Genomic DNA, 12,418 nt, shown 5'->3' with positions numbered 1-12,418 from the left:
CGGGGCGTACGGTGCCGCGCGTTCAGCCCTGGCGCGGCACCGTGCCTCGGGGCGTGGTCATTCCCCGGCCCTCTCCTCGGCGGTCGGGGCGTCCCGGATCGCGAGCGCGGCCTGGATCAGCGCGGCGTGGGTCAGCGTCTGGGGGTAGTTGCCGAGGAACGCCCCGGTCTCCGGGTCCACCTCTTCGCCGTAGAGGCCGAGCGGGTTGGCGCGTCCGAGCAGTTCCCGGAACAACTCGACAGCCTCGGCACGTCGTCCGGTGTGCGCGAGGGCCTGCACGAGCCAGAACGAGCAGGGCAGGAACGCGCCCTCGGAGCCGGGGAGGCCGTCGCGCCCCGGCGGATAGCGGTAGAGCAGCGGGCCACCGGCGGAGAGCCGGTCGCGAATGGCGTCGACAGTGCCGCGTACCCGATCCGACCCGATGTCGTCGACGCCCAGCAACGGCAGGATGAGCAGAGCCGCGTCCAGCTCGGGCGAGCCGTAGCTGCGGACGTAGCTCGCCTGCGACGGGTCGAAGGCCCGGAGCCGGACATCGGTGGCGATGGCATCGCGGGCGCGCTGCCACCGGCGGCGCCGCCGCTCGGAGAGCCGGTGGGTCTCGGCGATGCGCAGGGCACGGTCGACGGCGAGCCAGCCCATGAGCGTGGAGTGCACGTGCCGGACGGGTTCGCGCACCTCCCAGATGCCGGCATCGGGCTCCCGCCACCGTCTGGCGACCAGATCGGCGAAGCCGCGTACCGCCCGCCACGTCTCCGAGTTCAGACGGTGGCCCGCCCGCACGAGCACCCACGCCGCATCGACCACCCAGCCGTAGCCGTCGAGCTGGTGCTGCTCGGCGGCGCCGTTGCCGACGCGTACCGGCACGCTGTCGAGGTATCCGGGCCAGCCGGGCAGTTCCCGCTCGCGCGGCACGTGGCGGCCGTCAAGCGTGAACAGCGCCGGCAGGCGTGGTCGCTGCAACCGGCTGGCGTGCAGCAACCAGGCGAGGAAACCCTTGGCCTCGTCGAGTTTGCCGACGCCGAGGAACGCATTGACGCCGATGCTGGCGTCCCGCGGCCAGACGTAGCGGTAGTCCCAGTTGCGCACCCCGCCGGGACCCTCCGGCAACGACGTCGTCGGCGCGGCCACCGGCGCCTGCGACGGCGAGTAGGTCAACAACCGCAGGGTCAGCAGGCTGCGCACGACGCTCTCCCGGAACGGCAGGGAGGCGTCGATGCCCGCCGCCCAGCGTCGCCACCTGTCCTCGTCGGCGACGAGAAGCTCCCAGGCCGCGGCCGGATCGACGTGGACAAGCGGTTCCCGATGGGCGATGGCCAGCACCAGCGTGACCGGGTTACCCGGCGTGACGGTGAGCGCGGTGGGCGTACCCGGCTCGACGGTGATCCCGGGCGCGCAGCCCAGCGACACCGCGAGGGACCCCCACTCACACACGAGATCCCGGCCCCGGTGCTGGATCCGGGGCCGGCGATGCCGGTCACCGAGCCGGGGATCGAAGTCCACAACGGCGTCGACCGGGCCTCCCTCGGCCGACAGGCGTCGCACGAGCACCGTCGTGGGCAGCAGCCGTCCGGCGAGTTCGGCCACCATGCCCTCGGTGAGGGTGAGGCGGCTGCCGTCCACCGCCCACGTCGTCTCCAGCGTGGCGCTGTGCCGCCGGTAACGCCGTTCGACGACCGGGGTGGGCGCGGCGGGGCCGACCCGGAAAGCCCCCGCCTCCGGGCCACCGACCAGCCGGCCGAACAGGGGGTCGCCGTCGAATCGGGGTACGCAGAGCCAGTCGATCCCGCCGTCACCGGCGACGAGGGCAGCGGTACGGGTGTCACTCAGCAGTCCGTAGTCACCGATGGGCGCCGGAGGTCGCTGCGGGGTCTCGGGGACTGTGGTCATCGCGAAACTCGGCCGGTGCGGGTCAACGAGCCTGAAGGAGCAGTCCGAGGACCACCCCGTAGATGACATGGACGACAGCCGTGACAGCCGGGGTCTGCACGCCGTAGTTGAGGGCGAACAGGCCGGGCGGCTCCAGCGTGGCGGTGCTGGCCGGCCCGGCCCGGTGCGACGCCATGCGCGGATGGACACCGGGCAGCAGGAGCAGGAGCACGGTCAGCGCTATCGCCACGTGCAGCGCGCCGAGCAACCCACCGATCCACCAGTCGGCGCGACGCAACAAGGCGAACACGGCGGCATACCCGAGAGCGAAGCCCTGACCGGCGGTGAGGTGGATGAAGAACCCGACGACCCGGGCCCGGTCGGGATCCTCGGTGATGATGGTCCCGAGCACCAGGGGAAGATCGAGACGGGTGAGCCCGGCCATCTGAGCGCTGATCATCGCCGCGGTCAGCGCCGCGGTGGCGACGATCCCGAACAGCGCCCATCCCGCCCAGTCCATCTCAGCGGGAGCCGGCGTCGTCGGCTCGCCGCGCGTGACAGGTGCGTGCGGGTGAGGGTGCCGGCGCCTGTCGAACGGGCGTGGCGCCGCCCGCCCGTACGCGGCAAGGCCGACTGACCCCGGACATCGCACGCCTTCCGGCTAGCACGGGAGAGGCTGGTACGGCGCCGCCCGTGGCGCGATTCCTCGCTCGGCTCCGCGCCACGGTGGTCACCCGGGACCTACCTTAGGCGCACGGCAACCGCCGGACCGACGGTTCGCCGGACAGGGGTGACGAACGACGATGACCGGGCCCCGGCCGCCCCGCCGTGCGCGGCGCGTCCGGGGCCTGACAGGCCGGTCAGGCGCGCCTGCGGCGACGCTTGAGCAGGAGGAATCCCACGCCGGCGGCCAGGAGGGCGGCACCGCCCCCGGCGGCGAGCGGCAGGGCGGTGGAGCGTTCGCCGACAGCGGCGAGGTCCCCGGAGTCGACCTCGGAGACCGGCTCGGAGCCGTCGGTCACGGCCTCGGTCTCGGCGCTGGCGCTCGCGCTCGGCGTGGGGGTGGCGGCGCTGGGGGTGGGGGTCGCGGACTTCGAGGGAGCCGCGTCGATGGCGGAGAGCGCGTCGCCGTTGAGCGCGACCTTGACCTTGGCCTGACCGCCGCCGGAGGAGACGACGGCGACGGACACCTTGCTCGCCTTGTCGGTCAGCTTCTTGATCGCGTCCGCGTTGGCCGGTGCGTTGTTCGAGGCCGTCTTGTTCTCCACAGTGGTGTCGATGAGCGACGAGGCGCCGTAGGAGCCCTTGGGAACGCGGTAGGCGTGCACGCCCTCGATCTTCGCGTCGAAGTTGCCGGCTGCGTGGCGGTACTCGATGACGAGCCGGTCGCCGCCCAGGGCGATGTCCAGGGCGCGGATCCCACTGCCCTTGCCGTGCAGGGAGCGCAGCGTGTAGACCCCCGACTTGGTGACCTTGAGAGACGCCCCGCCGGAGAGCCAGCCGGCATGGATCAGTTCGGGCGCGGAGAAGCCGGACGCCCGGTAGCCGGCGCCCATGATGCTCTTGTAGCTGGAGCCCTCCGACTTGCAGGCACCGAGGTTGCCGCCGCTGCACAGGAAGCGACCCTGGTGCCCGAAGCCCAGGTTGTGTCCCAGTTCGTGGCCGACGACGTCGATGCCGCTGGCGGTGCCGTACAGGTTGATCCAGGTGGTCGGGCCGGGCATGGTGGCGAGGCCGGCCCAGGGGCAGTTCGTCTTCTGCGCCGGAAAGACGATCGAGAGGCTTTCGTAGTCCTTGCCCGCGACCAGGCCCCGCTTGGTGAGTTCCTCCCGGGTCATCTGGTTGATCTTGCCCTGCGGGCAGCCGGCGGCGCTCAGATCCAGCTTGATCGGGCCGAGGAACTGCTCCTTGGCGGCGGGTACCACCGTGTACTGCCCGCGCGACACCTCCGACAGGAACGACGCGGCCGAGTCGCTCTTCGCCCCGAAGTAGGTGTCCGGCGTGGACGCCTTCACCTTGTCCGGGAACTGGAAGGACGCGTCGCTGAACTCCACCAGGACGGGGAGGATCTTCCTCTTCACCGGTGCGGCGGTCGCGGGGGTGCCGGGGAGCATGGCGGTGGTCAGCACGGCGATGCCTGTGGCCAGAGCGATGCGGCCGAGGGCAGACAGCTTCATGGGGTCCTATTCCTTCAAGGGGATGCCGGGCGGCCAGGGACGCCGGTGTCCGTGGCCGCCCCGCAGCGTCGGGCCGCGGGGGGCTGAAGCGGCCGATGACAAGGGATTCCTGCCGGTCTCGTGCGGGTTCGTGGCCGCAGGCGGGGCCGGGCGTGCCCGCACCAGAGCGGCGGGCGAGGCGGAGCAGCTACCAGGACGATGGGAGAGAAAGAGTCAGGAGCAGCCAGAGCTGCCGCATGCACCACATCCTATGACATCCTATGTCCGATGTCGTATGACCGTAGGGCGCATCGATGTGTCAGTCAAGCCGGCCGGGCGGCGGCGGTTATCGTGCACCTCGTGACGCACGAACGTGAGCTGACCTCACCTGTCGAGCTGTGCCAACCGAACGGGCGGCTCAACCCCGCGGCGGTGGGCTGGACCCGCCGCCCGCTGCACACAGCGAACCTGCGCGGGTGGGGCCGGACCAAGCGGTGGGAGTACTGGGGCATCGTGACCCCACGGCACATCGTCGGGCTGGTCGCCTCGTCGCTCGACTACGCAGGTGTGCACAGCGTCTACGTGCTCGACCGGGACAGCGGCATCGAGACCAAGGCCGAGGCGGTGGTGCCGCTGGCGCGCGCAGCGGTGCTACCGCCACGGTGCGGCGTGGGCGAGGCGGGCGCGCGGGGTGGTGACCTGGCGATCCGGATCACCCAGCGGCCGGACGGCACCGCCATCTCGGCGAGCGCCCCCGGCGTACGACTGGAGGTGGACGTGCCGTTGCCGGCCGGCCACGAGTCGCTCGGCGTGGTCGTGCCGTGGAGCCCCACGCGATTCCAGTACACGGTGAAGGACCTCGGCCGCCCGGTCCTCGGCACGCTGGAGCTGCACGGCCAGACGTACGAGATCGGTGGACCTGACGCGTTCGCCGTGCTGGACCACGGTCGCGGCAGGTGGCCGTACTCGATCACGTGGAACTGGGCCGCCGGCGCGGCGCCGGGACGGGCGATCCAGCTCGGCGGCAAGTGGACCGACGGCACCGGCGTCACCGAGAACGGCCTGTTCGTCGACGGCCGCCTGCACAAGATCGGTGAGGAGCTGCGCTGGACCTACGACCGGTCGGACTGGCTGCGCCCCTGGCGGATCAGCGGGGAACGGGTCCAGGTCGAGTTCCAGCCGTTCCACGAGAAGGTGGCCCGCACCAACCTGGGTGTGGTGGCGAACGAGACGCACCAGTGTTTCGGGCACTTCTCCGGCTGGGCGACGACCGACGACGGGACGACTGTGAGCCTCGACGGGCTCGTCGGCTGGGCCGAGGAGGCCCGCAACCGCTGGTAGTGGCGCCTGTCGAGGTCAGCGTGGGGCGGCGATCGGCGGCGTCGACGGTCCGAAGGTGGTCAGGAACCGGTCCCGGAAGGTGTCCATCGGCCACACCGGGGCGTCCGGTCCCGGGCGCAGTCCGGGCTGCCAGCCCCAGCCCGACACCCGGTTCAGCACCGCCGGGTCGCGCGCGACGATGGTGATCGGCACGTCCCGGCTGGCCCCCTCGCCGGTGACCACCGGTGCGGGCTGGTGGTCACCGAGGAAGACGAGCACCAGGTCGTCGTCCCCGTAGGTCCGCACGTAGGAGATCAACGTCTCCAGGGAGTACGCGATGGCCTGGCGGTAGCCGGCCCGGGCCCGGCCGGTGTCGTCGGCGTCGCCGTCGTCCCGGGCCGCCTGGTCGCGGTACACCGAGCCGTCACCCACCTGGTCCCAGCCGATCATCCGGGGCACCGCCGTCCACGGCGAGTGACTGGAGATCAGCGGGATCTCCGCCATGACCGGTCGGTCCGCGTCGGCGCGTACCGTCCGCTGGAAGAACGACAACGTGTACTGGTCGGGCATCGGCGCGTAGCTGAACTTCGGCCCCCGGTAGCCCATCGCCTCGGCGTCGTAGTAGCGGTCGTACGAGAAGAAGCCCTGCTCCGGCCAGGGTTGGGTGGCGGCCGGCAGCACCCCGACGGTCTGCCAGCCGGCCCGGCGGAACGCGCCGTTGAGGGTGAGCCGGTCGCTGGCCAGCAGGCTGCGGTGCCGTTGCTCGTTGTCCGTCCACAACCCCGACAGCAGCGTGTCGTGCGCCAGCCAACTGCCGCCGCCGAAGGTGGGGGAGGTCAGGAAGCCGCTGCGGGCCTGGTATCCGGCGGCGCGCAGCCGCTCGGTCCCACCGTCGAGCACCGGGTTGACCTGCGGCGCCAGCTCCGGATCCTCAATGGCGTCGCGGCCGTAGCTCTCCACGAACGCGAGGACGACGTCCTTGCCGCGTAGCCCGGTGAGCAGGCGGTCACCAGGGACGTCCTGGAACGGGTCGGCGGCGATCTGGGCGGTGAACCGTTCGCGGTCCCGCAGTCGCGCGTCCACCTGCTCGGCGTGCGCGCCGACAAGCGCGGTGACCCCGGTGTCGGCCACCGGCACGCCCGGAACGATCCGCACGCCCACCACGGCGCAGACCACCCAGCCGACGGTAAGCGCCGCCACCACCCGGGTCGCGACCCGCTCGTGCTGGACCAGCAGCGCCGCCACCCGCCGCAGCGCCACTGTCGTCACCAGCAGCAGCACGCCGATCAGCACCACCGCGCCGACGGCAGCGCCCACCGCGCCGGCCCGGCCGGCCGAGTCCCTGACGAAGCCGAACGCGTCGTCCAGCAGCAGCCAGTCCAGCACCAGGTCGAACGGCCGGTCCAGGGTCGTGCGGAAGCCCAGGTCGGCGAGCTTGACGACGGCCAGCAGGCCCAGCAGCGGCCCGACCACGGCCACCACCACCCGCCGGGGTCGCGCCGGGAGCGCCAGCAGCAGCGCGGCGACAAGCAACCCCTCCAGGGGGATGCGCAGCAACGCGCCGGGCGTCAGCTCGCCGAGCCGGTCCGGACCGGCGAGCACGGCGTACACCAACCCCACCGCCAGCACCGCGCCCACCGCGCGCCGCGCACGGCCGCGCCCCACCTGCGACACCCCCGGGGTACGCGGGGACGCGTCGCCGGCCACAGCGGAGCGCGGGCGCAGCCGGCCGGCCATCCGGCGCAGCCGGGCGGGAAGGGTCATCACAGCCTCCAGTCGGAGTGGACCGTACCGCCCGAGCGGACCGCCATCGCACGCACCGGCAGCAGCGGCGGCACGACGACAGGCGTGTGCCCACCCGAGGGCAGCAGCGGCAACGCCACCGGAGCGATGGCCAGCGGCGCGACGACGGTCGTGGGGGCCGCGACGGATACCGACGCCTGGCGGAGTCGCCGGGCCGCCGGCCGGTGCCGCCACCGCCACGCCACGTCCCGGCCGAACGACTCGACGAGCAGCGCCAACGCCACCACCAGCACCAGCGTCGTCCACGGCTCCGGCAGCACCCGGGCCGCCGCTACGGTCAGCAGGACGCCCTGCGCGGCGGCCACCACCTTGCGCCAGAAACGCGGCGGCAGCGGACCGTCCAACCACGGCAGCACAGGCATCGCGGCGACGAACGCGTACCGCATCGCGCCGATGGCCAGCACCCACCCGCCCTGCGCGGACGCGACGTACCCGCTGAGCACCAGGATGAGGAACGCGTCGACCTCCATGTCGAAGCGGGCGCCGAGCGCGCTCACCGTGCCCGTGCGCCTGGCCACCCGGCCGTCGACCGCGTCCAGGAGCAGCGCCACAGCGCTCACCGCCACCAGCAGCGGCACCGGCGTGGGTCGACCGAACGAGTCCGCCACCAGCGCGGTGACCGCGCCCACCAGGACGCCCCGGGTCAGCGTTACCCGGTCGGCGGGGCCGAGTCGCGACGCGCCGGCGCGGCCCAGCCCCCGACTCAACGCGAGGCAGGTGACCACCGCGTAGGCCGACCCGACCAGCCAGCCGGCGCCACCCAGCCCCACCGTGGCGGCCAGCGCCGCCAGCACGGCCAGTTGAGCGCTCAGCCCGATCACCGGACCACTTCGAACTGTGGGCACCGTACCTCCGTGTTTATGATCGACGACCCCGACAGGGAACACGGAAACCAGGTCCGTTCGGTTCGACAGGGACAAAAAGGTGAGGTGCGCGACGGTGATCCGCGAGGCGTACGCCTGCTGGGTGCGCGAACCCGGCGTGGCCGAGATCCGGCCGGTGTCGCTGCCCACGCCAGGCCCCGACGAGGTGCTGGTACGGGCGCGCTACTCAGGCGTCAGCAGGGGCACCGAGACGCTTGTCTTCGCCGGTCGGGTGCCCCCAGACCAGTACGCGGCGATGCGCGCGCCCTTCCAGGAGGGCGACTTTCCCGGGCCTGTGAAGTACGGCTACCTCAGCGTCGGCGTGGTCGAGCAGGGGCCGGCGGAGCTGCTCGGGCGCACGGTCTTCTGCCTGCACCCGCACCAGAGCGCGTACGTCGTGCCGGCAAGCGCCGTGGTGCCGGTGCCGGACGACGTGCCGCCCGCCCGGGCCGTGCTGGCCGGCACCGTGGAGACCGCAGTGAACGCGCTGTGGGACGCCGCGCCGCTGGTCGGCGACCGCGTCAGCGTCGTCGGCGCCGGCATGGTGGGCTGCTGCGTGGCGGCGCTGCTCGCCCGGTTCCCCGGCGTGCAGGTCGAGCTGGTCGACACCGACGCGCGCCGCGCCGGGGTCGCCGGGGCGTTGGGTGTCGGCTTCGCCAGGCCCACCGACGCGACAGGCGACCGGGACCTCGTCGTACACGCCAGCGCCACAGCCGCCGGGCTGCAACAGTCACTGGACCTGCTCGCGCCCGAGGGCACGGTGATCGAGCTGAGCTGGTACGGCGACCGCCAGGTGCAGGTGTCGCTGGGCGGGGCGTTCCACTCCGGACGGCTCACCGTACGCAGCAGTCAGGTCGGCATGGTGGCGCCCGCGCGACGGGGGCGGCGCAGCTACTCCGACCGGCTGGCGCTCGCCCTGGACCTGCTCGACGATCCGGCCTTCGACGCGCTGATCACCGGCGCGTCGCGGTTCGCGGACCTGCCCGGCGTCCTCGCCGACCTCAGCACGGGCGACAGGTCCGCCCTCTGCCACCTCATCACCTACGACGACGGGGAGTGACCGTGTTCAGCGTGACCGTTCGGGATCACATGATGATCGCCCACAGTTTCCGGGGCGAGGTGTTCGGCCCGGCCCAGCGTCTGCACGGCGCGACGTTCGTGGTCGACGCCACGTTCCGCAGGCCCGACCTGGACGCCGACGGCATCGTGGTCGACATCGGCCTGGCCACCGAGCAGCTGCGGGCGGTACTCGGCGAGCTGACGTACCGCAACCTCGACGACGAGGAGGCGTTCGCCGGGGTGAACACCACCACCGAGGTGCTGGCCCGCACCATCGCCGACCGGCTGGCCGAGCGGGCGCACGCCGGCCAGCTGGGCGCGGGCGCGCGCGAGCTGACCGGCATCACCGTCACCCTGCACGAGTCACACATCGCCTGGGCCAGCTACGAGCGGTCCCTGTGATCGTCGCGGGCCGGACAGCGCCCGCCGGCGGGCCGGGCACGACCGGCCGTACGGTGCACGTCGTCCTGCCCGGCGACATCGACGACCCGGCTGCGCCCAGCGGTGGCAACACGTACGACAGGCGGGTCTGCGCCGGACTCGCCGAGCGCGGTTGGATGGTGCACGAACACGCGGTGCCCGGAGCGTGGCCGCACCCCGACCCGGCCGCGCTCACGGTGCTGTCCCGGCTGCTCGCCACTGCCCCTGACGACGCCGTGGTGCTCGTCGACGGCCTGATCGCCTCGACAGTGCCTGCCCTGCTCGCCCCGCACGCGACACGGCTGCGCCTCGTCCTTCTGGTGCACATGCCGTTGGACGACGAGGCCGAGGGCCGGGCGCTGGCCACCGCGCGAGCCGTCGTCACCACGAGCGAGTGGACCCGCCGTCGCCTGCTGGCCCGGCATTGGTTGCCGCCCGACCGAGTTCGGGTCGCGCCGCCGGGGGTGACCCCCGCACAGCCGGCGCCCCCCGGCTCGGCAGCCGGCCAGCGGCTGCTCTGCGTCGCGGCGGTCACCCGCCACAAGGGGCACGACCTGCTCGTCGACGCCCTGTGCGTGCTGGCCGAGATGCCCTGGACGCTTGTCTGCGCCGGAACACTGACCCGCGAACCCGAATTCGTGCACCGGCTGCGCGACCGGCTCGCCGGCGCCGGCCTGTCGGAACGGGTCCGGCTGGCGGGCGCGCTGACCGGGCCGGCGCTCGAGGCCGCGTACGCCGCCGCCGACCTGTTGGTGCTGCCGTCGAGGGGCGAGACGTACGGGATGGTCGTCACCGAGGCGCTGGCCCGTGGCGTGCCGGTGCTGGCCACCGAGGTGGGGGGCCTGCCCGAGGCGCTGGGCCGCGCCCCCGACGGTGACCTGCCCGGACTGCTGGTCCCGCCGGACGACCCGGCCGCCCTGGCCGGGGCGCTGAGCTGGTGGTGGGGTGACGACGAGCTGCGCGCCCGGCTGCGGCGAGCCGCCCTGGCCCGACGCGACACCCTGACCGACTGGCCGGTGACGATCGCGTCGCTGGCCGCCGTGCTGGAGGAGGTGACGGCATGACCGTCCAGGAGACCATGCCGTTCGCCGACTGGCTGCGGCTGCGCGAGCCCGCCGACGCGGCGGCCCGCGCCGAGGACCTGCTGGATGCCGTCCGGGCGCGGCTCGCCGGCGACCGCCCGACTGTGGTCCACGACCTGGGCAGCGGCACCGGCTCGATGAGCCGCTGGCTGGCCGCCCGGCTACCCGGCCCGCAGCACTGGATCCTGCACGACCGCGACGCCGACCTGCTGGCCCGAGCCGCCGGGGGCATGACCGGCGTGACCGCCGCCGACGGCGCCCCGGTAACCGTCAGCACCCGCTGCGGGGACCTCACCCGGTTGACCGCCGCCGACCTGGCCGACGGCTCGCTGGTCACCGCGTCCGCTCTGCTGGACATGCTCACCGCCGAGGAGGTCGACCGGGTGGTGGCCGCCTGCGTCGGCCGGCCCACCCTGTTCGCGGTCTCGGTGACCGGGCGGGTCCGGCTCACCCCGGCCGACCCGCTGGACGAGGCGGTGCAGGACGCGTTCAACGACCACCAGCGTCGTACCGTCGACGGCCGCCGGCTGCTCGGACCGGACGCCGCCGCCGTCACCGCCGCCGCGTTCGCGCGCCGGGGTGTCCAGGTGCGGGAACGCCCCAGCCCGTGGCGGCTCGGCCCCGAACACGCCGACCTGGCCGCCGAATGGTTCCGCGGCTGGCTCGGCGCGGCCCGCGCCCAGCGCCCCGACCTCACCGGCCCAACCCTGGCGTACGCCGAGCGCCGACTGGCCGACGCGGCAGCGGGCCGGCTCACCGTCCTGGTCGAGCACCTCGACCTGCTCGCGGACGGATGAACTGATCTCGCCCTGGGTACGTGGACTAGGGCAAGTGGACGATCTTCATAGGGAGGCCGGCGCCGATGGTCTGGGCCTGGGCACGAGTGGTCGGCGGGGTGGGTCTGCTCGCCGTCCTGCTGTGGCAGGTGGGTGGCGGCCCGTTCCTCGCCGGGGTACGCCTGATCGACGCGCCCGCACTGGCCGCGGCGCTGGTCATCGGCGTGCTCACCACGGTCTGCGCGGCCTGGCGGTGGAGCCTCGTCGCCGGCGGCCTGGGCGTACGGCTGCCGTTGACGACAGCGGTCGCGCACTGCTACCGGGCCGTCTTCCTCAACGCCACCCTGCCCGGCGGGGTGCTCGGCGACGTGCACCGGGCGGTGCGTCACGGCCGCGACGCGGGCGACGTCAGCAGGGGCATCCGCGCGGTCGTCTGGGAGCGGACCGCCGGCCAGGTCGTCCTCGTGGGCGTGGCGCTCGTGGTGCTCGCCGCGTTCCCGTCGCCGGTGCGGTCGTACCTGCCGGTCGCCGCCGCGCTGCTTGTCGTCGCGGGACTGGTCGCCGTGCTTGCGGCGCGGGCCCTGCCGGACGGCGGCCGGTCGCGGTGGGTACGGCCGCTGCGCACCGCCGTCGATGACGTGCGGGCCGGGCTGCTGGCCCGGCGCACCTGGTTCGGGGTGGTGGTCGCCTCCGCCGTGATGGTGGCCGGTCACCTGGCCACCTTCCTGGTGGCGGCGCGGACCGCAGGTGCGGACGCCCCACTGTCCCGGCTGCTGCCGTTGACTCTGCTCGCCCTGCTGGCCATGGGGCTGCCACTGAACATCGCCGGGTTCGGGCCACGCGAGGGGGTTGCCGCGTGGGCGTTCGGGGCGGCGGGCCTCAGCGCCGCCCAGGGTGTCGCCACCGCCACCGTCTACGGGGCGCTGGTGCTGGTCGCGAGCCTTCCCGGCGCCGCCGTGCTCCTGACGCGGCGGACCCGGATTCCCCGCACCCGGGAAGTCACGTCCGGCGATGACTGTTGAGCCGGTTGTGAGACGGTACGCGTCACCGTGGGACGGTGACGCCGGACAAAG

General features: G+C 73.5%; 11 protein-coding genes. 6 read left to right on the top strand and 5 right to left on the bottom strand.

The window, feature by feature from the left end:
• Positions 1–57 precede the first annotated feature (57 nt).
• From ACZ6N8_RS17970 to ACZ6N8_RS17960, 3 genes are all read right to left on the bottom strand, one after another.
• The gene (locus tag ACZ6N8_RS17970; protein ID WP_466011193.1) at positions 58–1,887 is read right to left on the bottom strand and encodes a glycoside hydrolase family 15 protein; all 1,830 of its coding nucleotides are present in this window, start codon (positions 1,885–1,887) and stop codon (positions 58–60) included.
• A 22-nt stretch (positions 1,888–1,909) separates the two neighbouring features.
• Positions 1,910–2,386 (bottom strand): hypothetical protein, encoded by a 477-nt coding sequence (locus ACZ6N8_RS17965; RefSeq protein ID WP_466011191.1) that lies wholly within the window; start codon positions 2,384–2,386, stop codon positions 1,910–1,912.
• Between the two features lie 340 nt (positions 2,387–2,726).
• Positions 2,727–4,043, bottom strand: coding sequence for a hypothetical protein (locus tag ACZ6N8_RS17960; protein WP_466011189.1), 1,317 nt, complete (start codon positions 4,041–4,043; stop codon positions 2,727–2,729).
• A 339-nt stretch (positions 4,044–4,382) separates the two neighbouring features.
• On the opposite strand from ACZ6N8_RS17960, the gene ACZ6N8_RS17955 reads away from it, so the two are divergent.
• Positions 4,383–5,363, top strand: coding sequence for a DUF2804 domain-containing protein (locus ACZ6N8_RS17955; RefSeq protein WP_466011188.1), 981 nt, complete (start codon positions 4,383–4,385; stop codon positions 5,361–5,363).
• 15 nt (positions 5,364–5,378) lie between these two features.
• Here the strand turns inward: ACZ6N8_RS17955 and ACZ6N8_RS17950 are convergent, their stop codons facing one another.
• Both ACZ6N8_RS17950 and ACZ6N8_RS17945 read right to left on the bottom strand, forming a co-directional pair.
• Positions 5,379–7,106, bottom strand: a complete 1,728-nt coding sequence (locus tag ACZ6N8_RS17950) for a sulfatase-like hydrolase/transferase (RefSeq protein ID WP_466011186.1) — start codon at positions 7,104–7,106, stop codon at positions 5,379–5,381.
• On the bottom strand, positions 7,106–7,990 hold the full coding sequence (locus ACZ6N8_RS17945; RefSeq protein ID WP_466011185.1) for a CDP-alcohol phosphatidyltransferase family protein: 885 nt from the start codon (positions 7,988–7,990) through the stop codon (positions 7,106–7,108). The genes ACZ6N8_RS17950 and ACZ6N8_RS17945 overlap by 1 nt, the downstream gene beginning before the upstream one ends.
• A 94-nt stretch (positions 7,991–8,084) precedes the next feature.
• Here ACZ6N8_RS17945 and ACZ6N8_RS17940 point away from each other — a divergent pair, with 94 nt between their 5' ends.
• From ACZ6N8_RS17940 to ACZ6N8_RS17920, 5 genes are all read left to right on the top strand, one after another.
• Positions 8,085–9,068, top strand: coding sequence for a zinc-dependent alcohol dehydrogenase (locus ACZ6N8_RS17940; protein ID WP_466011183.1), 984 nt, complete (start codon positions 8,085–8,087; stop codon positions 9,066–9,068).
• Positions 9,069–9,070: 2 nt separating this feature from the next.
• Complete coding sequence (locus tag ACZ6N8_RS17935) at positions 9,071–9,469, top strand: 6-pyruvoyl trahydropterin synthase family protein (RefSeq protein ID WP_466011182.1); 399 nt, start codon at positions 9,071–9,073, stop codon at positions 9,467–9,469.
• Positions 9,469–10,551, top strand: coding sequence for a glycosyltransferase family 4 protein (locus ACZ6N8_RS17930; protein ID WP_466011408.1), 1,083 nt, complete (start codon positions 9,469–9,471; stop codon positions 10,549–10,551). Before ACZ6N8_RS17935 ends, ACZ6N8_RS17930 begins: the two co-directional genes overlap by 1 nt.
• Positions 10,548–11,366, top strand: coding sequence for an SAM-dependent methyltransferase (locus tag ACZ6N8_RS17925; RefSeq protein WP_466011180.1), 819 nt, complete (start codon positions 10,548–10,550; stop codon positions 11,364–11,366). The genes ACZ6N8_RS17930 and ACZ6N8_RS17925 overlap by 4 nt, the downstream gene beginning before the upstream one ends.
• Before the next feature lie 65 nt (positions 11,367–11,431).
• Positions 11,432–12,367 (top strand): lysylphosphatidylglycerol synthase transmembrane domain-containing protein, encoded by a 936-nt coding sequence (locus ACZ6N8_RS17920; protein ID WP_466011179.1) that lies wholly within the window; start codon positions 11,432–11,434, stop codon positions 12,365–12,367.
• Positions 12,368–12,418 lie beyond the last annotated feature (51 nt).

The organism is Micromonospora sp. NPDC047521, assembly GCF_055587305.1.
This window is presented reverse-complemented; position numbering and strand designations above follow the sequence as displayed.